Source organism: Microbacterium sp. CFBP 8801 (assembly GCF_014839455.1).
GTDB lineage: Bacteria > Actinomycetota > Actinomycetes > Actinomycetales > Microbacteriaceae > Microbacterium.
In genome coordinates this window covers 130,499-155,002 of sequence record NZ_JACYNU010000008.1, presented here as the reverse complement: position 1 = coordinate 155,002, position 24,504 = coordinate 130,499, and the positions used below count along the sequence as shown (strand labels likewise).

At 72.1% G+C, this 24,504-nt stretch carries 19 protein-coding genes; 8 read left to right on the top strand and 11 right to left on the bottom strand.

What is annotated here, in order from left to right; all coding sequences use genetic code 11:
* Positions 1–61 precede the first annotated feature (61 nt).
* The 4 genes from IFR11_RS11315 to IFR11_RS11300 all read left to right on the top strand — a co-directional run bounded on the left by IFR11_RS11315 (position 62) and on the right by IFR11_RS11300 (position 5,604).
* Complete coding sequence (locus IFR11_RS11315) at positions 62–1,807, top strand: AtzH-like domain-containing protein (protein ID WP_191916212.1); 1,746 nt, start codon at positions 62–64, stop codon at positions 1,805–1,807.
* Positions 1,808–2,072: 265 nt separating this feature from the next.
* Positions 2,073–3,260 carry a pyridoxal-phosphate-dependent aminotransferase family protein gene (locus IFR11_RS11310; RefSeq protein WP_181016019.1) on the top strand — a complete coding sequence of 396 codons (1,188 nt, stop codon included), beginning with the start codon at positions 2,073–2,075 and terminating at the stop codon, positions 3,258–3,260.
* A gap of 76 nt (positions 3,261–3,336) precedes the next feature.
* Complete coding sequence (locus tag IFR11_RS11305) at positions 3,337–4,620, top strand: allantoate amidohydrolase (protein WP_191916211.1); 1,284 nt, start codon at positions 3,337–3,339, stop codon at positions 4,618–4,620.
* A gap of 126 nt (positions 4,621–4,746) precedes the next feature.
* On the top strand, positions 4,747–5,604 hold the full coding sequence (locus tag IFR11_RS11300) for a PhzF family phenazine biosynthesis protein (protein WP_191916210.1): 858 nt from the start codon (positions 4,747–4,749) through the stop codon (positions 5,602–5,604).
* A 224-nt stretch (positions 5,605–5,828) separates the two neighbouring features.
* Here IFR11_RS11300 and IFR11_RS16795 read toward each other — a convergent pair whose 3' ends face one another.
* The 3 genes from IFR11_RS16795 to IFR11_RS11285 all read right to left on the bottom strand — a co-directional run bounded on the left by IFR11_RS16795 (position 5,829) and on the right by IFR11_RS11285 (position 10,291).
* Positions 5,829–8,774: a molybdopterin cofactor-binding domain-containing protein gene (locus IFR11_RS16795; RefSeq protein WP_191916209.1), complete on the bottom strand. Its 2,946-nt coding sequence runs from the start codon at positions 8,772–8,774 to the stop codon at positions 5,829–5,831.
* Positions 8,775–8,841: 67 nt separating this feature from the next.
* The gene (locus IFR11_RS11290) at positions 8,842–9,675 is read right to left on the bottom strand and encodes an FAD binding domain-containing protein (protein WP_191916208.1); all 834 of its coding nucleotides are present in this window, start codon (positions 9,673–9,675) and stop codon (positions 8,842–8,844) included.
* A 1-nt stretch (position 9,676) separates the two neighbouring features.
* Complete coding sequence (locus IFR11_RS11285) at positions 9,677–10,291, bottom strand: pyridoxine/pyridoxamine 5'-phosphate oxidase (protein ID WP_191916207.1); 615 nt, start codon at positions 10,289–10,291, stop codon at positions 9,677–9,679.
* Positions 10,292–10,399: 108 nt separating this feature from the next.
* Between IFR11_RS11285 and IFR11_RS11280 the strand changes: the two genes are divergently transcribed.
* Positions 10,400–11,422 carry a methylenetetrahydrofolate reductase C-terminal domain-containing protein gene (locus IFR11_RS11280; protein WP_191916235.1) on the top strand — a complete coding sequence of 341 codons (1,023 nt, stop codon included), beginning with the start codon at positions 10,400–10,402 and terminating at the stop codon, positions 11,420–11,422.
* A 382-nt stretch (positions 11,423–11,804) separates the two neighbouring features.
* Here the strand turns inward: IFR11_RS11280 and IFR11_RS11275 are convergent, their stop codons facing one another.
* The 4 genes from IFR11_RS11275 to IFR11_RS11260 form a co-directional block, all read right to left on the bottom strand.
* Positions 11,805–12,800: an antibiotic biosynthesis monooxygenase gene (locus IFR11_RS11275; RefSeq protein WP_055935463.1), complete on the bottom strand. Its 996-nt coding sequence runs from the start codon at positions 12,798–12,800 to the stop codon at positions 11,805–11,807.
* 2 nt (positions 12,801–12,802) lie between these two features.
* Positions 12,803–14,296, bottom strand: coding sequence for a guanine deaminase (gene guaD / locus IFR11_RS11270; protein WP_197978634.1), 1,494 nt, complete (start codon positions 14,294–14,296; stop codon positions 12,803–12,805).
* 104 nt (positions 14,297–14,400) lie between these two features.
* Positions 14,401–15,108 carry an SDR family NAD(P)-dependent oxidoreductase gene (locus IFR11_RS11265; RefSeq protein WP_055935465.1) on the bottom strand — a complete coding sequence of 236 codons (708 nt, stop codon included), beginning with the start codon at positions 15,106–15,108 and terminating at the stop codon, positions 14,401–14,403.
* 126 nt (positions 15,109–15,234) lie between these two features.
* On the bottom strand, positions 15,235–15,720 hold the full coding sequence (locus IFR11_RS11260) for a pyridoxamine 5'-phosphate oxidase family protein (RefSeq protein ID WP_191916206.1): 486 nt from the start codon (positions 15,718–15,720) through the stop codon (positions 15,235–15,237).
* Between the two features lie 193 nt (positions 15,721–15,913).
* On the opposite strand from IFR11_RS11260, the gene IFR11_RS11255 reads away from it, so the two are divergent.
* From IFR11_RS11255 to IFR11_RS11245, 3 genes are all read left to right on the top strand, one after another.
* Positions 15,914–16,945, top strand: a complete 1,032-nt coding sequence (locus tag IFR11_RS11255; RefSeq protein ID WP_191916205.1) for an alpha/beta hydrolase fold domain-containing protein — start codon at positions 15,914–15,916, stop codon at positions 16,943–16,945.
* Between the two features lie 184 nt (positions 16,946–17,129).
* Complete coding sequence (locus IFR11_RS11250) at positions 17,130–18,506, top strand: amidohydrolase family protein (protein ID WP_191916204.1); 1,377 nt, start codon at positions 17,130–17,132, stop codon at positions 18,504–18,506.
* A gap of 273 nt (positions 18,507–18,779) precedes the next feature.
* On the top strand, positions 18,780–19,574 hold the full coding sequence (locus tag IFR11_RS11245) for an alpha/beta fold hydrolase (RefSeq protein ID WP_191916203.1): 795 nt from the start codon (positions 18,780–18,782) through the stop codon (positions 19,572–19,574).
* 75 nt (positions 19,575–19,649) lie between these two features.
* On the opposite strand, the gene IFR11_RS11240 is transcribed toward IFR11_RS11245, so the two are convergent.
* From IFR11_RS11240 to IFR11_RS11225, 4 genes are all read right to left on the bottom strand, one after another.
* Complete coding sequence (locus IFR11_RS11240) at positions 19,650–20,873, bottom strand: MFS transporter (protein ID WP_191916202.1); 1,224 nt, start codon at positions 20,871–20,873, stop codon at positions 19,650–19,652.
* 103 nt (positions 20,874–20,976) lie between these two features.
* Positions 20,977–21,756 carry a creatininase family protein gene (locus IFR11_RS11235; RefSeq protein WP_055935478.1) on the bottom strand — a complete coding sequence of 260 codons (780 nt, stop codon included), beginning with the start codon at positions 21,754–21,756 and terminating at the stop codon, positions 20,977–20,979.
* Positions 21,753–23,084 carry an FAD-binding oxidoreductase gene (locus IFR11_RS11230; protein ID WP_191916201.1) on the bottom strand — a complete coding sequence of 444 codons (1,332 nt, stop codon included), beginning with the start codon at positions 23,082–23,084 and terminating at the stop codon, positions 21,753–21,755. The genes IFR11_RS11235 and IFR11_RS11230 overlap by 4 nt, the downstream gene beginning before the upstream one ends.
* 142 nt (positions 23,085–23,226) lie before the next feature.
* Positions 23,227–24,405, bottom strand: coding sequence for an ABC transporter substrate-binding protein (locus IFR11_RS11225; RefSeq protein WP_191916200.1), 1,179 nt, complete (start codon positions 24,403–24,405; stop codon positions 23,227–23,229).
* Between the last annotated feature and the right edge of the window lie 99 nt (positions 24,406–24,504).

Here is a 24,504-nt window from a genome sequence, read left to right as displayed (position 1 = left end):
CCCGGAACGGCGTGTCTCGGACACTCGACGGGCGCGACGACAGAGGGCGTGGGGTCGCACGATGACGGATGCCAGCAACCCGGCCACCGGAACCGGCGACGCCGGCACCGCGCCCGCCGCCCGGACGGCCGAGACCGCGCCCGAAGCCGCCGTCCCGGCCACTCGCCCGACCGAGACCGCGCCCGGAGCCGCCGGCGCCCCGCCTCTCCCCGCCGACCTCCGTGCGGCCTTCGACGCGTACGAGCGCGCGATCGTCGCGAACGACCTCGACGCCCTCGACGCGTTCTTCGCGCCCGGCCCCGACACCCTCCGCGGTGATACGGCGGGGCTCCTGATCGGTCACGACGCGATCAGCGGTTTCCGCTCGCTTCGCGGCGGCGTCCCCCCTCGCGACATCGCCGAGATCCACTACCGGCCGCTCTCGTCCGCGACCGAGGGGGAGAGCACCGATGGCGACGCCGCCCTGCTGATGTCGGTCTCGCACTTCGTCGGCGGTGGGCGCGGCCTGCAGACGCAGGTGTGGCAGCGGATCGACGGACGCTGGCTCATCACCGCCGCGCACGTCACCCCGCGTACCCCGGCGCTCGACCGCACGATCTGGCGCAGTGTCGGCGATCCGTTCTTGCAGGGCGCGTGGGAGGGGCCGCTGGCGGGGCTCACGGTCGCGGTCAAAGACCTCTTCGCGATCGCCGGGTTCCGCATCGGCGCCGGAAACCCGACCTTCCTCGAAGGGGCGCGCCCCGAGAAGGCCACGGCTCCCGCGGTCGCCGACCTGCTGCGGGGCGGTGCGTCGCTTCGTGGGATCGCCCGCACCGACGAGTTCGCCTACTCGATCGCCGGAGACAACGCGCACTACGGCACCCCGCCCAACGGCGCCGTCGTCGGCGCGCTCCCGGGGGGATCGTCGAGCGGACCGGCATCGGCGGTCGCCTCGGGACACGCCGACATCGGCCTCGCCACCGACACCGCGGGTTCCATCCGTGTGCCGGCGTCGTACCAGGGCCTGTGGGGTCTGCGCACGACCCACGACCTCGTTCCTCGCCAGGGGATGCTGCCGCTCGCGCAGTCCTTCGACACCGTCGGGTGGCTCACCCGCGACGGAGCGACGCTGCAGAAGGTGGCCGACTGGTGCCTCAGTTACGACGGCTCCGACTCGACCGAGAACGTCTACGGAGCTTCGGGTGCCGACCTGCCGTGGCGCTTCCTCGTGCCCGAAGAGATCCTCGACCACGTCGAACCCGCCACCCGCGCGGCGTTCTCGCGTCTGTTGGCCGCGCTCGCGGCATCCGATGATCCGCCCCCGTTCCGTGCCGTGCACACGGGCGATCTCGATGCCACATTCACGGCGTTCCGCACCGTGCAGGGCGCCGAGGCGTGGCGCAACGACGGCGACTGGCTGCGCGCGCATCCCGGCGCCGTCGGCCCGGCCGTGGCCGAACGTTTCGAGATCGCGTCGCGCATCACACCCGAGGCGGAGGCGGGAGCCCGCGCCGACCTCGAGCCCCTCGCCGAGCACCTCGCCGAGCTGGTCGGCGACGCCGTGCTGATCTTCCCCACGGTGCCGGGCCCCGCTCCGCTGCGGACGGCCGACGTCGAGGCCGTCCGCGCCGCGACGTTGCGCATGACGGCCCCGGCGGCGGTGGCGGGGCTCCCCGCCGTCTCGGTGCCGTTGCTGACGCTGCCGACATCGGCCGGTCCGGCGCCGGTCGGTATCTGTCTGGTCTCGCGCGCGGGCACCGACATCGCCCTTGTGCGCCTCGCGCGTCGGCTCGCCGCCCTGGTGGGCGCGGGCGTGGGCGCGTCGTGAGAGTGCGGGTGTTCTTCCATGACGGCGCCCCCTCCCGTGCGAAACTCCTGAGAAAACGCGTCGAGTTCAGCACCCGACCCCATGACGACGGGGCGCGAACCGCGGGCGCCGTCGGAAACTCAGGAGTTCTGCGCGGCGCGTCCCTCCGCCCCGGCCCCTCCCGCTCCCGTCGCCCCCGTCCCTCCCGCCTCTGCCGCTCCCGCACCATGGAGACCTCGTGAACACCCAGATCCCCGGCCCGATCGACCCGCCCGCGCGTCTGCTGATGGGCCCCGGGCCCATCTCGGCCTACCCCAGCGTGCTGCGCGCGATGGGCGCGCCGCTCGTGGGCCAGTACGACCCCTTCATGACCGCGACCATGACCGAGACGCAGGATCTGTACCGCCAGGTCTGGGGCACCGACAACGACGCCACCGTGCTCATCGACGGCACGAGCCGCGCGGGCATCGAGGCCGCGATGATCTCGCTGATCCGTCCCGGGGACCGGGTGCTGGTGCCCGTGTTCGGGCGCTTCGGCCACCTGCTCGCCGAGATCGCCGAGCGCGCGCTGGCCGAGGTGCACACGATCGAGGTGCCGTGGGGGCAGGTGTTCCCGGTCTCGACGATCCGCGAGGCGATCGAGCGGGTGAAGCCGCACCTGGTGGCCTGCGTGCAGGGCGACACCTCGACGACCATGCTGCAGCCCCTCGACGAGATCGGCGAGATCTGCCGCGCCCACGGCGCCCTCTTCTACACCGACGCGACCGCTTCGCTCGGCGGCAACGCCTTCGAGATGGATGCCTGGGGGCTGGATGCCGCCACCGCCGGCCTGCAGAAATGCCTCGGCGGCCCCTCGGGGTCGGCGCCGCTCAGCCTGTCCGATCGCGCGGTCGAGATCGTGCGGTCCCGCGCGCGCGTCGAGGCCGGGATCCGCGAGGAGGGCGATGCCGTGGCCTCCGACTTCATCCGCTCGAACTACTTCGACCTGGCGATGATCCTCGACTACTGGGGCCCTCGGCGCCTCAACCACCACACCGAGGCCACGACCATGCTCTACGGGGCGCGGGAGTGCGCGCGCGTGCTGCTGCTCGAGGGCCGCGACGCCGTGATCGAGCGGCACGCCCTGCACGGTGCCGCGATGCTCGCCGGTGTCGAGGGCCTGGGGCTCACCGTGTTCGGTGACGTGGCCCACAAGATGACCAACGTCGTGGCGGTCGAGATCCCCGATGCCGTCGTCGGCGACGCCGTGCGCAGCGAGCTGCTGAGCGACTTCGGCATCGAGATCGGCACGTCGTTCGGCCCGCTGCACGGGCGCGTCTGGCGCATCGGCACCATGGGCTACAACGCCCGTACCGATGCGGTGCTCACCACCCTCGCCGCCCTCGAGGCGGTGCTGCGTCGACACGGGGCAGCGGTGCCCGCGGGCGGCGGTGTCGAGGCGGCGCAGGGCGTGTACGCGGGGGCGGTGGCATGAGCCGCGCTCTCGTTCCCGGTGCGGCCGACGTGGTCGGCCGCGGTCGCCGCGGCCCTCGTTCGCGCGGGGAGCGATCGTGACCGCCGCCACGCGCCTCGCCGTCGATCCCGCGCACATCGACGCGGCCGCCCGGCGCGTCATGGGGCGGTGCGAGGAACTGGCGCGCATCACCGCGACGCCCGGCAGCATCACGCGCGTCTACCTCTCGCCCGAGCACGCTCGCGTCAACCGCCTCGCGGCTGAGTGGATGCGCGAACTCGGCATGACGACGCGACAGGACGCGGCGGGCAACCAGGTCGGCCGACTCGCCCCCGCGGGGGCGCCCGACGCCCCGGCGCTGTTGATGGGCTCGCACCTCGACACCGTGCCCGACGCCGGCCGTTTCGACGGCATCGTCGGTGTGCTGATGGCCCTCGAGGTCGTGCGGCTCGTGCGACGCATCGACGACGACGGCGTGGCATCCAGTCCCTTCCCGTTCGCTCTCGAGGTCGTCGCGTTCTCCGACGAGGAGGGCACGCGCTTCGGCAAGGCGCTGCTGGGGTCTTCGGCGGTGGCCGGCCAGTGGGATGCCTCGTGGTGGGAGCTGACCGATGCCGACGGCGTCACTCTGCGCGACGCGTTCCGCGACTTCGGTCTCGACCCCGGCCGTATCGGCGAGGCCGCCCGCGAGCCCGACCACCTCGTCGCCTACCTCGAAGCCCACATCGAGCAGGGACCCGAACTCCACCGCGCCGGGCAGGCGCTCGCCGCGGTGTCGTCGATCGCGTCGGCCAGGCGCTTCCAGCTCGTCGTCGAGGGCGAGGCCCGGCACGCCGGCGGCACGCCCTACGACCTGCGTCGCGACGCGCTGCTCGGCGCGAGTGAAGCCGCCCTCGCGGTCGAGCGCATCTGCCGCGGCGAGCACCACATCGTCGGCACCGTCGGGCAGCTCGAGGCGTTCCCCGGTGCGGTGAACGTCGTGCCCGGTGAGGCGCACCTCTCGCTCGACCTGCGCGGTGAGTTCGACACCACCCGCGACGACACGTGGAACGCGATCTCGGCCGAATTGGATGCCATCATGGGCCGCCGCGGTCTGCGGTGGAGCGCCCGCGAGGTGCACAGTGCGCCCGCGGTGTTCTGTGCCCCGCTGCTGCAGGACGTCGTGCGCGCGGGCATCGGCGGCGAGGCCCCCACCCTCTTCAGTCGCGCGGGGCACGACGCCATGGCGATCGGCGCCATCACCGATGTCGGCATGCTGTTCCTGCGCAATCCCGACGGCATCAGCCACCATCCCGACGAGGCGGTCGCGGGCGGCGATGTGGCGGCGGGGATCCGCGCACTCGCCGAGGCGGTGCTGCACCTGGGGGCGGAGCCCCGCTGAGGCGGTACGGCGATCGCGTGCGCGGCGAACGTCACCCGACGTGCGGCGTCGCCGGAGCGCGGCGACCGATCCACTCACCCTGGATTGGCTGTCAGACGATCGCTGGTCCTGCACGAGAATCGTGGCATGACCGACACCCCCGGCATCCTGCAGTTGCTCGCCTTCGCGGCCGAACCCGGCGGCGGCAACCCCGCGGGTGTCGTCCTGGACGCGACCTCCCTCGACGACGCGCAGATGCAGCGCATCGCGGCTGACCTCGGCCACCCCGAGACGGCGTTCGTGACCGCGCGCGAGGGCGACCGCGTCGCCGTGCGGTACTTCTCGCCCGACGACGAGGTGCCCTTCTGCGGCCACGCCACCATCGCGACGGCGGTCGCGCTCGCCGAGATCGAGGGTGCCGGCAGCTACGTCTTCGACACCGCCGCGGGCGCGGTCGACGTGGTCACCGAGCGCGACGCCGAGGGCGCCCTGGTCGCCGGGTTCACCAGCGTCGAGCCGCGGGTCATCGATCTGGAGCCCAAGGTGGCCGACCGCCTGCTCGGCCTGATGGGCCTCACCCGCGACGACCTCGACGAGCGGATGCCGCTGGCGCAGTCCTTCGCCGGCAACCTGCACCCGGTCGTCGCCGTGACCGCGCGCGAGGTGTTCGACACGTTCACCTTCGATCCCGGTGGGATGCGGGAACTCCTCGATGAACGCGGATGGAAGGGCACCGCCATCGTGGTGCACGTCGAGGGCGGCCTCGCCGACGGCCTGGTCGCCGAGGCTCGCAACCTCTTCCCCGTCGGCGACATCACCGAAGACCCCGCCACCGGCTCCGCCGCCGCCTCGCTGGGGGCGTATCTGCGCGACCGCGTCGGCGTTCCCGCTCCGTTCGGCTTCACGGTGCGGCAGGGGCGGCACATCGGCCGGCCGAGCGTGCTGAAGGTCGACGTCCCGGCATCCGGCGGCATCGTCGTGCGGGGCGGCGCGACGCCGCTCTGACCGCGGGGCGGGCCGCGGCGGTCGCGGGCGGCGACCCACGCCTCAAATGGGGCGGCAACGGTGCACCGGGGCGGGTCAAGGACGCCCCACTGCACAATGCGCGCCCCGAACCCCGCAAGCGCGCCACGCTGACCCTGCCCCAACGGCGAGCCCCCGTGTCCCACTTCGTGCAGGTTCCGGGGGCGTGAGTCGCACGAAGTGGGGCACGCCGAATTCGGCCCCGCTCAGGCCCCGCCCGCCAACCTCCACACCCGGTCACGCGAGAACGGCAGCTCGTACCCCCGGCGTCCCAGGGCCCGCGAGACCGCGTTGCCGATGGCGGCGCCGACCGGGTTGTAGGGCGACTCGCTCATCGACTTGGCCCCGAACGGCCCCAGGCTGTCGTCGGTCTCGGCGAAGTACACCTCCGTGTCGGGCACGTCGGCGAACTGCGGTACGCGGTACGTGCGGAACACCGGGTTCTGCACGACGCCGTCCTCGAGCAGCACCTCTTCGTAGAGCGCGCCGCCCAGGGCCTGGGCGGCGCCGCCCTCGATCTGCCCGCGGCACTGCGCCGGGTTGATGACCACGCCCGCGTCGGCGGTCTGGATCGACTGCAGCACGGCCACCGTGCCCGTCTCGGGGTCGACGGCCACCCGCACGGCGTGCACGTTGAACGCCAGCGAGCGCAGGTCGCCGAACTCCGCGCCGTCGGCCGTGAGGCCCTCGGCGTCGACGTGGTCGGCGGGGGCGGCCGCGATGATCCGCTCCCACGTGACGACCTCGTTCGCGACGCGAATTCCGGATGCCGTGAACTCCACGTCGTCGATCGCGTCGGCCGCGGCGGATTCCCCGCCCGCGAGCTCGGTCGCGAGGGCGATCATGCGACGGCGGAGCGCGGTGCACGCGCCGTGCAGGGCCTTGCCGGCCACGACGGTTCCGGCCGAGGCGAAGGCACCCGTGTCGTGGCGCACCGCGTCGGTGTCGGCGGCCCACAGCTCGAGGCGCTCGGGAGCGGCGTCGAGCACGGTCGCGGCGATCTGGCGGTGCACCGTGGAGGTGCCGTTGCCGAACTCGGCGGTACCGACGCGCAGCAGGTAGGTGCCGTCGGGCCGTAGCGTCGCCGTCGTGTGGGCGATGTGCCCGCGCGGGGCCATCGTCGCGATCATCGCGGCGGCCATGCCCTCGCCGACGACCCAGCCCGCGGGGGCCTCGACGCCGTTGCCGCGACGCAGGGCGTCCTGCGCGAGGTCGAGACACTGGTCGAGGCCGTAACTGCCCCAGATCAGGTCTTCCTCGTACTTCTCGTCGTCGTCGGGGTGCAGCGGGTCGCCCTCCTTCACCGCGTTGATGCGGCGCAGGTCGAACGGGTCGATGTCGAGCCGCTCCGCGAGCGCGTCGAGCGCCGACTCGACGGCGAAGACCACCTGCCCGAGGCCGTACCCGCGGAACGCCCCCGACGGCGGGTTGTTCGTGTACACGGCCTCGGCGTCGATCCACTTCACCGGAACGCGGTACAGCGTCGTCGACTCGGCGCACGAGTGGAACAGCACGCCGATCGCGTGGTTGCCGTACGCGCCGGTGTCGCTCAGCAGGTCGAGCTTCATCGCGGTGAGTGTGCCCCCGGCATCCGCCCCCACGCTCACGCGTACGCGCATCGGATGCCGGAGGGACGCCCGCACGAACTGGTCGGTGCGCGAGAACTCGTACGCGACGGGCCGGCCGAGTCTCAGCACGGCGAGGGCCGTGAGGTCTTCGGTGAACAGCTCCTGCTTACCGCCGAAACCGCCGCCGACACGGGTGGCGTAGACGCGCACGCGGTGCGGCTCGAGGCCGAAGATGTGCGCGAGTTCGTTGCGGGCGAGGAAAGGCACCTGGGTCGACGAGCGCACGACGAGGCGCCCCTCGTCGTCGAGCCATCCGACCGAGCCGTGCGTCTCGAGCGCGGCGTGCGTGACGCGCGACGAGCTCCATTCGCCGGTCACGGTCGTGTGGCTCGCGGCGAGGGCGGCATCGATGTCGCCGCCGTGCCCGGTGTGGAAGCCCGCGACGACATTGCGTTCGGCCGCCATCACGCGCTCCGCGGGCGTGCGGTCGGGGTGCAGCAGCGGGGCGCCGGGGCTCCGCGCCTCGTCGGGGTCGAAGACGGCGGGCAAGACGTCGTAGTCGATGCGGACGGCCCGGCATCCGGCATCCGCTGCTTCCGCCGTCTCGGCGACGACCGCGACGACGCGCTGGCCGACGTGGCGCACGACGTCGTCGAGCATGCGAGTGTCGTCGGGATCGTCGGTGCGGTGCTCGTGGCGCCCGGTGGAGTAGCGCACGTCGGGGACGTCGGCGTGGGTGAACACGGCGACGACGCCGGGTACGGCGAGGGCGGCGGCGGTGTCGATGGAACGCACGCGCGCGTGGGCGTGCGGCGAGGTGACGACGCGCAGGATCAGCGGCGGGCCGCCCGGCACGGGCTCGTCGAACGTGAAGGGTTCGCGGCCCTGCACGATCCGCCGCGCCGCTTCGGGGACGACCGAGGTGCCGATGCGTCCCGCTGCCGCGGCGTCGACCCCCGGCTCGGCGTGGGCGTCACGCGGCGAGGTCGCGCCGTGTCCCGCGCACGATCCGGCACCGGTCGCGGGGGCGCACGAGTCCTGCGCATGCGGCTGCCCCAGCGATCCCGGCACGGTCGGCGACGGTACCGCCGGAGTCGTGCACGTCGACCGCGACGCGCGCGTCTCGGCGACCCCACCCGTCTCGCGCACGGGACCCAGCACCGACGCCCGGATCGCTTCGCGGATCGGACGGTACCCCGTGCACCGGCACAGGTTGCCCTTCATCCGGCGGTCGAGGTCGGGGAGGTCGTCGGGGGTGAGCGTGGATGCCGTGACACTCATCCCCGGAGTGCAGAACCCGCACTGGAACCCGAAGCCGGCGGCCAGGGCCTCCTGCACCGGGTGGAGCTCGTCGCCGGGGGCGAGGCCCGCCGCCGTCGTGATCGACCGGCCCTCCAACCGCACGGCCGGCACGATGCACGAGTGCGTGGGCGCGCCGTCGAGCAGCACCGAACAGGCGCCGCAGTCACCCGCGTCGCAGCCCTTCTTCACCTCGACGTGGCCCGTCTCGCGCAGCAGCGTGCGCGCGCTCTGCCCCGGGCGGGGATCGGCCTCGACCGTCGCCCCGTTGACCTCGAATCTCACGCGCGGCCCCTCCGTCGAGCGATCGAAACCGTGACGGTCGCGCGACGCGCGGGCAACGCCCGGGCCCTCACGCGGCACCCGCCTGCAGATCCCGCGACAACGCCGTCCGCAGGCGCTCGGCGAGCACGACGCTGACCCCGCGCCGCCAGTCGGCGCTGCCGAGCGGGTCGGTGTAGAAATCGGGGGCGGAGGCCACGGCATCCCGCAGCTCTCCGGCGCCGGGCAGGCGGCCGAAGCGCAGCACGCGCGGTCGACGCACCGCGGCGGTCACGACGAACACGGCCGCCCCGTCGGGGTCGACGCGGGCCGTGACGACGGCGCCCGAGCGCCCGAGCTCGGCCAGGGCGATCTTCTGCAGCCCGACCCGCGAGCGCAGCGCGTGCGCGGGAACGTCGAGGGCGCGCACGACCTCGCCCGGTGCGAGCGAGGTGGCGGCGTTGTCGATGACGAGATCGGCCACGGCGATCACGCGCTCGCCGCCGTCGGGCGTCCACACCAGGGCCGTGGCATCCAGGGTCGAGAGCAGGGCGATCATGGCCCCCGCCGCGAACGCCTGGCACACGTTGCCGCCGACGGTCGCGGTGTTCCAGATCTTGAACGAGGCGAGAAGCGCGTCGGCGGCCGGGCGGGCGAGGGCGAGCGAGGTCCAGTCGAGCGGCGCTTCGTGCTCGGCCCACGCGAGCAAGCGCGCGATCGTGCAGGTCGCACCGATGCGCAGGCCCTCGGCGGTGATCTCGAGGTCGGGCCAGTCGAGGGTCGTGAGGTCGACGAAGCCGGTGGTGCCGGGCTGCGGCTCACTCATGATCCAGGTGCCGCCCGCGATGACGGCCTCGCCGGGGGCGAGGGCGAGGTCGGCGCGCGTGCGGGCGGGGCGGTACGAGGTGACGGTGGTGATGTCCATGTCAGCCCGCCAAAATCCGGCCCGACCAACGGCCGTCGTCGAGCGTGTAGTGCTGCCGGGTGCTCTGGCCGAGGGGATCGCCGCGCCAGAACGTGAGGGTGAGGGGACGCAGGCGGAATCCCACCCAGCGCGCGGGCGGCTCGAGCTGGGGGTGCGCCTCGTCGAACTCGGCCCAGAGGTGCCGGCGGGCGTCCGCGGGAAGGTGGGCGTTCTCGCGCGTGTTCACCCAGGCCAGCAGCTGCAGGTACCGCGAGCGCTGGGCGTACACGGTGGCGGCCTCGGCGGGCGTCACGCGCTCGACGATCCCGCGCACGACGAGCTGTCGACCGAGCTCGGGCCACGCGACCGCCATCGCGGCGACGGGGTTCGCGCCGATCTCGGCGACCTTCGCGCTGGCGGCGTCGGTGTGGAACGTCAGCCCCGCGGCATCCCGGTCGCTGATGAGCACGTGCCGCAGCGACGGGAGGCCGTCGACGCCGAGGGTCGAGAGGGCGGCGAGCGGACGCAGCTCGCTGTCGTGGGGAGGAAGCCACTGCACCATCAACGCGAGCGGATCCTCGACGAGCGCGTCGGTGTCGTCGACGTCGAAACCGAACGTGGTGCCGGCCGTGATCATGGGGTCCTCCGGGAGGCTGCGGGTATCGCCGAGCGTAGGCATCGCGCATTTCGGTGATGTTGCCGCCATGAACATTCGTGGAAACACGCGCTCCGTACACTCCCCGCCATGACCTCGCTGCCCCTCATCGACGCGTGTCCCAAGCGCATGGAGTACGGCCCGTGCGGCGGTGTCGGCTTCGACGGTTCGTGCGAGATCGACGCGGATCACCGCTGCGCGTTCCTGCACCGCCCGACCGTCCCCTGGACCGGCATCGACCGATCGACGGTGCCCGCTCCCGCCCCGCGCACCGCCGGAGCCCTCGCGACGCTGGACGCTCTCGGCACGCGGCCGTGGGTCGTGGCCGATCTTCCCGCGCGCGCGTTGAGCGTGGCATCCATCGACGCGTGCGCCGCCGTGCTCGCCGGAGAAGTGGATGCCGTCCTCGCCGGCGACGCGGGGAGCGCCCGGGTGCAGTTCCCACCCGCGTACCGCGCGTCGCTGGTGCAGCGCCGGGGACTGCGCGTCTGGACCGGGCTGAACATGCGCGACCGCAACCGCGTCGCGATCGAGGGGGAGCTGGCGGCGCTGGCCGTCGAAGGGGTGGCCGGGGTGCACTGCGTCACCGGCGACCACACCGAGACCGGGCATCGACCCGATGCCGCGCCCGTGTTCGACCTCGACTCGACCGAGGCGACGGCCCTCGCGCGTGCCGCCGGGCACGTGGTGTCGGTCGCCGCGTCTCCGGCCGCGCCGCCCGTCGAGCGCCGGGCCGCCCGACTGCGCGAGAAGCTCCGGGCGGGTGCTGACGTGTGCTTCGTGAACCACGCCGGTGGCGCGGCGCCCGTGCGCCGGTTCATCGACGAGGTCGCCGCGGAGGCGATGTACATCCCGTGCGTGCCGATGGTGGTCGATCACGCGTCCGCCGCGCTGCTGGAGTCGTTCACCACGCTCGTGCTGCCCGAGGACTTCCTCTCGCGGGTGCGAGACGCCCACGACCCGCGGGCCGAGGGCATCGCCCTGGCCGTGGCGCTCGCCGAGGAGATGCTGGCGCTCCCCGGCGTCGTCGGGGTCAACCTCTCGGGCGGTCGCGAGGGTGCCGAGGAGTCGTTCGCCGAGGCGATGGCCGAGGTGTCCCGGCGGCTGTGCTGACGCGTTCGTTCGCGCGGCGGCACGTCGCGGCCGCGCCGCGCCGCGGGCGACACCTCGCCGCCGAGCGCGCTTCGTCGCCCCGCTCCCGGGCGACACCTCTCTGTTGAGTGTCCAGGACACGCCGCGCCGACGCGCAGCGATGCGGCGTGTTCCGGACACTCAACGCCTGGGGGCGGGGGCGCGGCGCCGACGTGCGGTCCGCGGGCACTTCGCTGTCGAGCGTGCCGGCGCGGCCGCGTCGCCGTGCCGAGCGCATTGCCCCGGCGACACCTCTCGTCGAGAGTCCAGGACACGCCGCGCCGACGCGCAGCGATGCGGCGTGTTCCGGACACTCAACAGGGGGGAGACGCGGGAGAGGCGCGGGGTCGGCGCGGGGGTGGGACTACGCCGCGAGCGACAGCAACCAGGCGTAGAGCGCCATCGATGCGCCGTAGACGACGATCAGGATGCCGAACCCGAGGAGTTGCGCGCGCCAGCCCGGCTTCGGCTTCAGCCACCAGGCGAACATCTTGAACACCCGGGGCATCACGAACCAGCCGAGAAGTTGCGTGCTGACGAAGTTGCCGACGAACAGCGACAGCCAGAACGGGATGGCGTGGGGTCCGTCGAAGAGCGGGGTGCTGACGAAGTAGCCCCACCCGAACACGATCGGATACAGCGCCGCCAGCACGAGGAGGTTGTTCTTCATCACCGATTCGCGCGCGGTCTCGCCCTTGGGCGTCCAGAAGTCGAAGCCGAAGCTCGACGTGGCGACAGCGAGGTCGGCGTTGAACCGCTCGCCCTCGCGCAGCAGACGTTTCCGCTCGGGCGAGTCGATCCAGACCGCGAGATTCTCGGCCGAGTCGAACGTGAGGATGACGACCCACTCGTCCTGGACGCCCGGCACGGGGCGCTGGATGCGGTGCCCTCGAAAGCCCCGGAACTGCGCCTCGGTGTCGGAGATGCGTTTCTGCCACGCCAGGTAGTCCTGCTCGAGCGCCGCGGGAACGGTGGACGAGATGAGCACCGAGACCTCGTCGCCGTGCGTCGGGTCCTCCCGGAACAGCGTCACTTCTTCGTCGAGCACCTGTACGTCGGCGATCTGGGCGTAGAGCGAACGCCGAGCGGGGCCGTCGAGCCAGGCGCGCGCCGAGGCGGCATCGGTGAAGCGCTGCACGAGCGTCCAGTCGCCTCGCGCGTCGGTCGGCGTGATCACGGTGCTGCCGAGGTACCCGGGCGTGCCCGTGAGGGACCGACCCGACTGCTCGACCCATCCCTCGAAGGCGTCGACGTCGTGCGCCGCGACCTTCCGGTGGGTCACGAGAGTGACGGCGGTGTCGTCGGCGCCCGACACCTCCCCGGCGACCGGTCGGCCGTCGGTGACGGCGAGGCGCTCCACCCCTAGCTCTTCTTGTAGCGGCGGATGCCGGAGACCCAGGTCTCGTCGACGTTGCGGTCGTCGCCGACCATCATCACCGCGAACAGTGCGTGCGCGGCCTGTTCCATCGTGGTCGGGCCCTCGTCGCCGAAGAACAGAGACTGGTGCCACGGCATCGCGGACGGACCGGCGTTCCAGTCGAGCGCCACGAAGTCCGCGGACTTCCCGACCTCGAAGTTGCCGACCTGGTCGTCGATGTACAGACCCTCGGCGCCGCCGAGGGTGACCGACCAGAACGCGCGGTAGGGCGAGAGCTTGCTGCGCTCGGCCGCGGCCAGATCCTGGGTGATGCGGTTCGTCGTGCCGTCGAGCAACGTGTTGCCCAGCATCCCGACCTTGTAGGCCTCGTCGAGCACCTGGATCATGCTGAACCGGTTTCCGCCACCCATGTCGGTGCCGAACGACATCTTGACGCGCTTGTCGGGGTCGGTCGCTTTCGCCAGGCGGAAGATGCCGCTGCCGAGGAAAAGGTTCGAGCACGGGCAGAAAACCACCGCGCCGCCGCTGTCGGAAAGACGCCCGAATTCGTTGTCGGAAAGCCAGACCGCGTGCCCTCCCGAGAATTTCGGGCCGACCAGATCGTATTTCTCGTAGACGCCGAGATAATCCGTGCAGTCCGGGTGCGCCAGAAGAAGGTTGGAGATCTCCAACGGGTTCTCCGAGATGTGGGTGTTCACCCAGAGATCGGGGTGCTCCTGCTTGAGCCGCTGGCACGCCTTCAGCAGGTCCTTGCTCGCGCCGAGGGCGAACCGCGGGGTGATCGCATAGCGGTTACGGCCCACGCCGTGGTACTTGGCGATCATCGCCTTGCTGTCGTCGTAGAACTCCTCGGGCGTGCTCGTCGAGCCCTCCGGTGCGAACTGGTCGATACCGGTGACGCCGCTGATCACCAGCATGTCGCGCCGGGCGGCGGCCTCGAAGAACTCCTCGACCGCGACGGTGGAGGTCGTCGTGAAGGCCTGCACCGTCGTCGTCCCGCCCGCGAGCATGTTGTCGAGGAAGCGATCCGATCCGGCGCGCGCGTACTCGCGGTCGCTGTAGCGAGCCTCCTCGGGGAAGACAGTGTCGAGGAGCCACGGCAGGAGCTGCTGCCCGAAAGCGCCGAGGGCCCGCGTCTGCGGAACGTGCACGTGGCCGTCGATGAAACCGGGCGTGATGATGCGCCCGCTGATCTCGGTGATGTCGAGACCGGGGTACTGGGGCGAGATGTCGTCGAAGGGTCCGAAGGCGACGATCAGGCCGTCGTCGACCACGAGCAGGCCGTCACGGAGGAATCGCGCCGATTCCTCTTCTCTGCCCACGTGCTTCCACGGGTCGTCGATGAAATCGAAAAACGTGCCGCGGATTCCAGAACTGACGATGATCGCGCCTTTCAGAGAGGGCTGTTCAACGTCCGCGCCTCGGCATCTATACCGTCGGCGGGTCTTTATCGGACGACTGACGACATAGTGGCACAAAACAGTTTTGGTCCGAGGAAATTATCTGCGAACAGTCCGAGGCGGGTTATTCGGAGCCGAAAGGCCCTTTTTCCACGCCCGCCTCATCGGCGTACCCGCGCGGCTCAGTGCATGACCATTCCGCCGGTGACGTTGATGGCCTGTCCCGTCAGGTAGCTGCCGGACGGCGACGCGAGGAAGTGCGTCACTCCCGCGACGTCCTCCGGAATGCCGAGTCGTCCCAACGGAGACTTCGCGCTCCACGCGGCGACGTCGGCCTCGGAGCGGGTGTCGGCGCCCATGTCGGTGAGCACGTATCCGGGGCATACGGCGTTGACGGTGACGCCGTGGCATCCCCATTCCTGCGCTCCGGCACGGGTGAGGGCCACGACCGCGGCCTTCGACGCCGCGTAGTGCCCCTCGCCGCCACCGCCCTGCTTGGCCGCCATGCTGGCGATGTTCACGATCGCGCCGCTGCGTGCCTCGAGCATCGTCGGCGCGACCGCCTGCATGGTCACGAGGGTCGCGCGCGCGTTGATGTCGAGCACGCGGTCCCAGTCGTCGACGGTGATGTCGAGCAGCGACGCGTGCTGGAAGACTCCCGCGCAGTTGACCAGCACGTCGACGCCGCCGAGGGCCGCGACCGCTTCGCCCACCGCACGCCGGGTGTCGAGCGGGTCCCGCAGGTCGACGGCGAAGAAGCCGGATGCCGCGCCCTCGGCCGGGGCGCGCCGATCGAGCACGACGACCGCGGCGCCGTCGGCGGCGAACCGGGCGACGATGGCGGCACCGATGCCGCCGGAGCCCCCGGTGACGATGACGCGGTAGGACATGGCACTCCTTCTGGCGAGGTTCGGGTCGCCCTCGGGCGTCACCGTACGCGGAGCGTCGCACGCCGTGACGTCGGGGCTGTTTCGGCGGCGTAACGCTCTCGCCCACCCGCGTCGGCGGGCGTCATCTCACGTGAGTCGTGCCCAGACCGCGGCCGCGTCGACCTCCAGCCGCGCGTCGGTTCCGCGCGTGCGCCACGCATCGCGGTCGAACACGAACACGCGCTCCACCTCGAGCACGTACAGGCGCTTGTCGGGTACCGCCAGCACCGCGGCGGCGTCCTCGTCGGTTCCGGCATCCCTCGGCAACCGCTCGGCCAGCACGGCGCTGATCGCCGAGGCGTCGGCATCCACCTCGCTCGCTCGGAACGACAGCTGAACACCGTCGGCGTCGGCGATCGCGGCCGACGAGTCGTACACGACCCCGGATGCCACCCCCGACGCCGAGATCGCGCGGGCGTGCCGCGAGGCGCGGCCGGACTCCACGTACATGCCGCGCGCGAGCAGACGGTACTGCGCGGCGGCGGTCCACGGCCCGTCGGCATCGGCCGTGCCGATCACGACGTAGCGCTGCGCGGCGAGGATCGAGGCGGCGCGCTCTTCGGGCACGGTCATGTCGCCATCGTGCGCGTGGCGCGCGACGTCGGTGTTTCGGCCCCGTAACGCTCTGGCGAACCCGCCCTCGCCGCGCGATCGCGCCCCGTACTCTCGCTCTCGCCCGCATCCCCTCTCGTGAGTGTCCAGGACACGCCGCATCCCGCCGCACCGGCGCGGCGTGTCCTGGACACTCGACCTGCCTGGAGACCCCGTGACCGACACCGTGCACCCGGCCATCACCGACCCCGACGTGCGCGCACACCTGGCCCGCCTCGCCGCGAGCGCGGGCACGATCCCCTCGGGAGCGACCGATGCCGACGGCGACGACGCCGCGCGCATCGCCGAGTTGCGTGCCAACCCGTCGTGGGTACGCCTGCCCGACGACGACGTCGTCGAGTCGATCGACACGGATGCCGACGGCCTCGCGCTCCGCCTCTACCGACCCCGCACCGGACACCGGGGCACGCTCGTCTTCGCTCACGGCGGCGGCTGGGTCGCCGGCAACCTCGACAACAACGACGCCCTCTGCCGCGCACTCGCCGCGGCGACCGGCACCCAGGTGCTGAGCGTGGACTACCGACTGGCGCCCGAGCACCCTTTCCCGGCCGGTCTCGACGACCTCGACCGCGCCCTGCGCTTCGCCGCCGAGGGCGCGGGCGGTCTGGTCGACCCCGATCTTCTCGGCGTCGCCGGGCACAGCGCCGGGGGCAACCTCGCCGCGGCTCTGGCGCTGCGTTCGCGTGAGGGCCGGGCTCCCGGCATCCGGTGCCAGGTGCTGCTGTGCCCCGTGCTCGACGCGCCCGATCCCGACCGCCCGAGCTATCGCGCGCACACCGAGAACCTGCCGCTGACCTCGCGCGGCATGCAGTGGTACTGGGGGCTGTATGTGCAGGATGCCGCGGCCCCGGCCACGGCCGCGGCCCCGACGCCGCAGCCCGGCCCGGCGGCAGCGGTGCCCGGGGCAGTCGCCGCGACGACCATGTCCGCGGTCCCGGTCGAGGCCGCGCCGCTGCGCGCCCCCGACCTCACCGGCTCCGCGCCGGCGGTGATCGTCGCGGCGGGCGTCGACCCGCTGTCCGACGAGGCGGAGGAGTACGCGGGCGAGCTCTCGGCATCCGGAGTCCCCGTCGAGTTCCTCCGCCGCGAGGGGGTGCCGCACCTCTTTCTGGTGTTCCCGTCGACGCCCGCGCGCGACGAGGTGCTCGCCGCCATCGCCCCCGCCGTGCGCCGCGCCTCCGCCTGACGCGCGTCCCTCTCGCCCCCCGCCGCCCTTCCCGGCGTTGAGTGTCCACAACACGCCGCACGAGCCCGCCCCCACACGGCGTGTCCTGGACACTCAACGGGGCCGCGCGGCTCCACGCCGCGCGCACACAACCCGCTACCCGCTCGGAACACCGCGGAAACACGCCATTGTTACCGTCATCAACATGTCGCTTCTGGTAATCAACGCACGGCTCATCACGGTTCCCGCGGGCACCGACGACCCCGGTTACATCGAGCGGGGCTTCCTGCTCGTCACCGACGGCCGCATCGCGGCGATCGGCGCCGGCGACCCCGATCCGGGCGTCACCGCCGACGAGATCCTCGACGTCGACGGCAAGTTCGTCGCTCCCGGGTTCGTCTCGTCGCACAGCCACCTCTTCACGAGCGGCTCGCGCGGACTCGGCGTCGACCAGACGCTCTACGGCTGGTGCACCTCGATGTTCAGCGTGCTGAACAACGCCTCACCCGACCAGATCTACTGGGCGACGCTGCACGGCTCGCTCGACTTCCTCGCCAACGGCGTCACCACGGCGTACAACTTCACCGACCCGCTCCTGCCGTGGGAGCCGATGGTCGAGGGCAAGCGCAGCGACGGCGGCGGACTGCTCCGCGACCAGTCCTGGCACACGCGACAGGCCGATGGATGCCACGACGCCGGCCTCCGCTTCGTCGACTCGATCGCGTTGGATGCCACCGTCGGCACCGACGACGAGATCTTCGCGCGCTTCGAGGCGTCGCTCGACCACGTGCTCGCGATGGACCCCGACCTCGCCCTCGGCGCCTCGATCATGGGCCAGGTGCAGTGGTCGACGCGGCCCGACGCCGCCGAGATCGAGGTCGCGGTCATGGACCGCTTCGGCGTCACCAACCAGGCGCACTTCCTCGAGACCTACGAGGCGATCGAGCACCAGCAGACCAAGTTCCAGCTGTACAAGAACGCCGGTGCTCTTCGCCCGGGCATGATGTTCGGCCACTTCATCCAGACCACGCCCGAGATCATCCAGGATGCCGCGGCCGGCGGCGCGAGCATGTCGTGGCAGCCGGCATCTAACGGGCGTCTGGCGTCGGGCATCGCGCACGTGCCCGAGATGCTCGATCTCGGCATGAAGGTCGGCATGGGTCTCGACGACCAGGCCTGCACCGACGTCGCCGACCCCTGGCAGAACATGCGCATGGGGATGTTCATGCAGCGCGCCCGCACCCACGACCCGTTGTCGATGATGCCCGAGCGCGTGCTGCGCCTGCACACCCTCGGGGGAGCCGAGATCATGGGCGTCGACGACCGCGTCGGCAGCCTCGAGGTGGGCAAGTTCGCCGACTTCGTCGTGGTCGACCCGCGTACCCCCGACATCGGACCGCTCTGGAACCCCGTGCGCAGCTACGTGCTCGCCTGCGGGCTGCGCAACCTGCAGCAGGTCTACGTCGGCGGAAAGCTCGTCAACGACCGCGGCGTCTCGACCAACCCGCTCGCCGCCGAGGCATCCCGCGTGCTGCACGAGGAGCTGCCCGCGCTGGCCGACGAGTACGGCGTCATCCTGTAGCCCCACGGCGCGGCATCCCCCGTCCCTGTCCCCCGTCCCCCGCCCCCCAAAATCCCCCTGTTGAGTGTCCAAGACACGCCGCGCCCCGCCCGCCGGGGGCGGCGTGTCCTGGACATTCAACGTCTTTCGAGGCGCTGCGGGCGCGCATGAACACGCTGAGCGTCCACAACACGCCGTACGGCCGCCCCGTCATCGTCCGGGTTTCGGCGCACTGCTTCGGCAGGCGGCGGTCGCACCCTCGCGCTCGCGAGGCGGGCGTGCCAGCGTAGGCGCATGCAGAGGACCATCGCGGGGCTCGACGTCCACACGTCCCACGCCGACATCGCCGGACGCGACGTGCTGCTCTGGCATCACGGTTCGCCGCAGACGGGGGCGATCCTCCCCCCGGTGCAGCGCGCGGCCGACACCCGGGGTCTCGCGGTCGTCTCGATCGCCCGTCCCGCCTACGCCGGTTCGCCGCGGATGCCCGGACGCACGGTCGCCGACGTCGCTGCGGGCACCCGGCCGGTGCTCGACGAGTTGGGCGTGGCATCCGTCGTCTCGGTCGGAGCCTCGGGTGGCGGACCGCACGCCCTCGCGTGCGCCGCGGCGATGCCCGACCGTGTCCGCGCGGTGATCACGTTCGCCTCGCCCGCGCCGTTCACCGGCGACGACGACTGGTTCGCCGCAATGCAGGCGCCCGGCGGCCTGCGCGCCGCGCTGAAGGGCGAGGCCGCCCGGCGCCGCTTCGCCGAGACCGATCAGTTCGATCCGGCGCAGTTCGTGGATGCCGACTTCGCGGCGCTCGAGGATGAGTGGGCCTCACTCGGAGCCGACGCCGGAGCGGCCGAGGAGTTCGGACCCGACGGTCTGATCGACGACGACCTCGCTTTCACCCGGCACTGGGGTTTCGAGCTCGCGGAGGTCACGGCATCCGTCCTCCTCGTCCAGGGCGAACGCGACCGCGTGATCCCTCCCGCCCACGCGCGGATGCTGGCGGTCGCTCTCCCGCACGCGAGGCTCGACCTGCGTCCCGACGACGGCCACGTCTCGGTTCTCCGTCACCTCGGCGCGGCACTCACCCGTTGAGCGTCCAGAACACGCCGCTCGCGAGCGGTCGGGGGCGGCGTGTCATGGACACTCAACGGGGGTGGGAGTCGCGCGTCAGGGCGTCGGGTCAGACCGCCCCACCCGCAGCACCGCCTCGCCCACCGCGGCAATCCCCGCGGCCAGCGCCAGCGACACCGCGATCGTGACGAGGGCTACGGCCGGGCCCGTGGCATCCAGGGCAGCTCCGGCGATCACACCGCCGATCGGCACACCGAGCGACATCGCGGCGGTCGGGTAGGCGAGGGTTTCGGTGACGCGTCCTTCGGGGGCGCGGGCCGAGGCGACGAGGATCCCCGACACCATCACCGGCGACACCGCCAGCCCGAGCAGCAGGATGACCCCGAACAGCACCGGCACGGAGCCCTGCGCGAACGGCAGGCCGACGGCGACCAGGGCCGCCAGAGCCGCGAAGCCGATGTAGCGCGCGGCGGGCGAGAGACGCCACGTGCGCGCGCCCGTGACGACCGAGCCGATCGCGATCGCGACGGCCAGGGCGCTGAACGCCGGTCCGGCCAGCCACGGGTGCCCACCCACCTCGGCCCAGCCGACCAGGCCCACGTCGAACGCGCCGAACACGCCGCCGAGGGCGACACAGGCCAGAGCGATGGGAATCACCCCGGCGGGCGGCAGCACCACACCGCGCCGCTCCGTCCGCGGAGTCGACGCGGGTTGCGTGCCGCGCTGCGACGCGAGCCACACGCCGCCGATCAGCCCGAGTCCGAGCGACCCCAGCACCGCGACGGCCGGATCGAGAGCCGCGGCCACCGCCGTGATGGCGGGGGGACCGGCGATGAACACCATCTGGTCGGCGATGGTCTCGAGGGCCAACGCGGCCGTCCGCTGCGACGGCGGGGCCAGCACCGTCCACCGTGCCCGCACGGCCGAGGTGAGATCCGGGGTCGCCGCCCCCGTCACGAACGCCGCGATCAGCCACGTCCAGAACGGTGACCCCGTCAGCACGAGGGCGAGGAATGCGGATGCCGCGAGCACGAGGCATCCGAGCGACACCAGGATCACGCGCGACTGCCCGTGCCGATCCATGCGCGACGACCACAGCGGGGCCGCGATCGCCATGCCGACCACGAGCGGTGCCACGACGAGCCCGGCCGAGGCGAAGCTGCCGGTCGCGGCCGAGACGAGGAGGATGATGCCGAGCGACAGTGTCGCCCGGGGGAAGCGCGCGAGGATCCCGGCGGCGACGAACGTCCGCGCCCCGGGCAGGCGCAGCACCTGGCCGTAGGCCCGGACGCCCTGGCCGGTTTCGGCGGCGACGCTCATGCGCGTCCCTCGGGCCGCGCACGACTCCTGCGGGCCGGTCGCCCGCCCGGGCAAAGCGACCGCATCCGCCCGTCGTGCAGGAGTCGTGCGCGCCTCGCCCGCATCACGCGGTGTAGTCGAAGCGGCTGATCTCCTCGAGCGCCTCGACGACGAACGACACGCTCTCCTCGAACATCCGCGCGCCGGCCTCGGCGTTCGCGCCGGTCGGGTCGCCCAGCACGCCGGTGGGACCGAAGTCGTTCGACAGCCAGCCGAAGGTCACCGGCTTGGAGTTGAAGCCGATGTGGCGGAACTCGCCGATGTGCGCGGGCACGGTGGCGTGGAATTCGGCCGGGTCGACCAGCTCGGGGCGCAGGTGCATGATCATGCTCGTCTCGCCGTAGCCGGCGTGGATGCCGGTGCCGTGCTCGTCGGGGGTGCCGTCGGTGCCGTCGAACGAGGGCACGCGGGCGGCGGGCATGAAGAAGGTGCGCAGGCCGAAGCGGCGACGCAGCTCGCGGTTCGCGACGTTCAGCAGGGCGACGTTGCCACCGTGCCCGTTGAGGAAGACGAGCGTGCGGGCGCGGGTGGTGAGGATCGAGCGGCCGATGTCGACGACCGTCTGCATCATCGTCTCAGGCGTCAGCCAGAGCGTGCCCGGCGCCCACGAGTGCTCGTCGGACTTCGTGATCGACAGGGTCGGCAGCTGCCAGACGTCGAGGCCCTGGGCGGCGGCCCGAGCGACGGCCGCCGTGGCCGAGGCCTCGGCGACGATGGCATCGGTCGCGAGCGGAAGGTGCGGACCGTGGTGCTCGATGGCGCCGGTGGGCAGCACGAGGATCGAGTCCTCGGTGAGGGCGGCCGCAGCGGCGGGGCCGCTGAGCTCGGCGAGAAGGCGGGTCATGAGATGATCGCTCCCTTTCGGGGTCCGCCGTAGGCGGGGTCGAGCTTGCCGGGGTTCAGCAGGCCGTTCGGGTCGGTGAGGCGGGCGGTGGCGGCGGTCTGCTCGACGTTGAAGTCGACGTTCCACTGGTGCGGGTTGTGCACGCCCACCCCGATCGCGTTGAGGTCGGCGATGCCGCGGTACACGTCGTCCTCGCTGACGTAGGGAGCGGCGAGCATGCCGATGGGGTACTCCTTGGTCGACTCGATGTGCAGCTTCCCGCCCGGGAACACGGCCTCGACGGCGTCGACGTCGTCGGCCAGGGGAGCGCCCGCGACCTCGAGGTGGAACACCTCGTGCGGCTGGCTCTTCTGGTACCACTCGATGGGGTGGTTGTAGCTCAGCATCGACAGGCGGATGCTGGCCTGCGGTCCCTCGCGCACGGCTTCGACCCGGCCGCCGGCGCCCTCGATGATCGCGGTGACGGTCTCGATGAGCGAGGCGTCGATGATCGCGCGCAGGCTCGACCGGCCCTCGGGGATGGCCTCGTCGGCGGGGAGGGATGCCGAGATCTCGGGTCCGTCGCCCGACACCAGGCGCGGTGAGGGGTCGAGGTTGCCGATCGTCTGCAGCACCGACAGCGTGCCGGCGTAGTCGGGGAAGCTCGCCCAGAGCCCTCGCCACTCGCGCAGCGGTTCGAGGCGCACGGTCGCACGCACGATGACGCCGGCGGTGCCGTAGTTGTGCACGTACTTCTGAGCCTCGTCGCCCTCGAAGTGGTGGATCTCGGCGCTGCCGTCGGCGTGCACGACGTCGAGGGCGGCCACGAAACCGCGGTCGTTCGAGCCGTGCGCGATCGAGCCGGTGCCGCCGGAGCCGCCCGAGAGGAATCCTCCGATGGTGGACTGCGCCGTCGAGGGGTACATCCACAGGGCTTGGCCCGCGGCCCACGCGGCCTGTTCGAGCAGCACCATCGGGGTGCCGGCCTCGGCCGTGATGTAGCCGTCGCCGACCTCGACGATGGCCTTGGCGCGGGTGGTGTCGATGACCAGGCCGCCCTGCATCGGAATGCCCTGGCCGTAGTTGCCGGTGCCCTTGCCGCGCACGGTCACGGGAACGCCGTGGCGCGAGGCCGCGGCGACGGCGGTGGCGATCTGCTCCGCGTCGGCGGCGAAGACGACCAGGTCGGCGAGGCCGAGGGGGAGCTTGGCGGCGATGATCGGCGACATCGGCGAGCCGTCGATGCTCGCGCGCTCGCGCACGCGCGGTTCGGTGCTGACGGCGGCGGGACCGAGCAGGTCGAGCAGCTCGTCCTCGAGGGAGAGGACGCGGGTGGCGGTGTCGCTCATGGGTGTGTCTCCGGGTGGAACGGGCGGAAGGGATGCCGGGGGTGTGGGGGAGGAAGTGGTCGGGGTCCCGTTGCCGAGCTCGGGGACCGGGGCGACCCGACCGAACGGCCCGGCCCGCGCGAAGCGGACCGGGCCGGGGCGGTCAGAACGAGATCGAGGTGTCGATAAACTCGTTCGTGTACAGGTCCTCCGCGGTCTCGCCCGAGGCGGGCGGGGTGCCGAGGTCGGAGTAGACCTTGCTGGCCTTGGTGTAGAAGTCCGCGAAGCGGGTGTCGTCGAAGTTGCCGTAGGTGGAGTCGGGGCCGTTGCCCACCAGGCCCAGGTCGACCTGGGTCTTGACGGAGTAGTCGGCGACGCCCTGCGTGTAGGTCCAGCCGGTGGCGTACTCGTCGACGAGCTTCAGCACGAGGTCGTTCGCCGCCGAGGGGTCCTTGTAGTACTCGACGCCGGCCTTCTGCAGCACGGGGACGAGCTTCGACAGGCACGGGGACAGCTCGTCGAACTTGTCGGACTTCACCGACACCGACGACTGGTACGTCTGCCATCCGGCGTCGTGGATCAGGGCGAAGTCGACCGGCTTGCCCCAGGCCGAGACCTCGTTCTGGTAGACGTACGGCTCGGCCGAGGCGAAGCCCTGCTGCATGTCCTTGCCGCCGGCGGCGACGAAGTTCGAGGGCGTCCCGTCGTACGAGCCGTCGAGGATCGAGGCGTCGGCCAGGCCGGCGCTCTTGAGGTACTCGATGTAGGCCGAGCCGTCGAAGTAGCGCCACACGCCGCCGTTCGACGACAGCGCGCCCTTGACGTCGTCGATCGTCTTGACGTCCGGGTAGGTGGCGGGGTCCCACATGACCATGGTGGGGCTGATGTCGAGGGGAGCGAAGACGGCCTTGGTGGGCGTGGTGGCCGACAGCTGGATCGCCTCGTCGGTGCTGATGTAGCCGAGGGTGATCTTGTCGTCCTGGTACATCTGGGCCGAGACCGTCTGGAAGCCGATCGCGGGACCGCCGGCGCGGATCTCGAGGTTGACGCCGGTGTACTCGCCGTCCGACATCAGCGGGCCGGTGACGGCCTTGGTGTTGGCGTCGATCGTGTAGTCGTCCTTGATCATCTCGTAGAGGTGACCGTGCTCGGCTTCGGGGTTCCAGTCGGTCTGCACGACGACGGTCGCGGGGCAGTCGGCCGAGAGGTCGACGGCGCCGATGGGCATGTCGGTGGCGGGGGCGGCCTGCTCCCCGGCGCTACCGGCGCAGGAGGTGAGGGTGAGGGCGATCGCGAAGGCGCCGGTGACGGCGGTGCCGCGAAGAAGGGTGGAGCGCTGCATGCTGGTTCGCTTTCTGTGACGGGTGGAGCTCTCGGGTGCGGGTGTTCGGGTGCGGGTGTTCGAGTGCGGGTTTTCGGGTACGCCGGATGCCGCTCCCCA

Coding starts and splice junctions, on each gene's coding strand:
- IFR11_RS11315 (WP_191916212.1), top strand. CDS start 62: ATGACGGATGCCAGCAACCCGGCCACCGGAACCGGCGACGCCGGCACC.
- IFR11_RS11310 (WP_181016019.1), top strand. CDS start 2,073: ATGGGCCCCGGGCCCATCTCGGCCTACCCCAGCGTGCTGCGCGCGATG.
- IFR11_RS11300 (WP_191916210.1), top strand. CDS start 4,747: ATGACCGACACCCCCGGCATCCTGCAGTTGCTCGCCTTCGCGGCCGAA.
- IFR11_RS11290 (WP_191916208.1), bottom strand. CDS start 9,675: ATGGACATCACCACCGTCACCTCGTACCGCCCCGCCCGCACGCGCGCC.
- IFR11_RS11285 (WP_191916207.1), bottom strand. CDS start 10,291: ATGATCACGGCCGGCACCACGTTCGGTTTCGACGTCGACGACACCGAC.
- IFR11_RS11280 (WP_191916235.1), top strand. CDS start 10,400: ATGACCTCGCTGCCCCTCATCGACGCGTGTCCCAAGCGCATGGAGTAC.
- IFR11_RS11265 (WP_055935465.1), bottom strand. CDS start 15,108: ATGTCCTACCGCGTCATCGTCACCGGGGGCTCCGGCGGCATCGGTGCC.
- IFR11_RS11260 (WP_191916206.1), bottom strand. CDS start 15,720: ATGACCGTGCCCGAAGAGCGCGCCGCCTCGATCCTCGCCGCGCAGCGC.
- IFR11_RS11250 (WP_191916204.1), top strand. CDS start 17,130: ATGTCGCTTCTGGTAATCAACGCACGGCTCATCACGGTTCCCGCGGGC.
- IFR11_RS11245 (WP_191916203.1), top strand. CDS start 18,780: ATGCAGAGGACCATCGCGGGGCTCGACGTCCACACGTCCCACGCCGAC.
- IFR11_RS11240 (WP_191916202.1), bottom strand. CDS start 20,873: ATGAGCGTCGCCGCCGAAACCGGCCAGGGCGTCCGGGCCTACGGCCAG.
- IFR11_RS11235 (WP_055935478.1), bottom strand. CDS start 21,756: ATGACCCGCCTTCTCGCCGAGCTCAGCGGCCCCGCCGCTGCGGCCGCC.
- IFR11_RS11230 (WP_191916201.1), bottom strand. CDS start 23,084: ATGAGCGACACCGCCACCCGCGTCCTCTCCCTCGAGGACGAGCTGCTC.
- IFR11_RS11225 (WP_191916200.1), bottom strand. CDS start 24,405: ATGCAGCGCTCCACCCTTCTTCGCGGCACCGCCGTCACCGGCGCCTTC.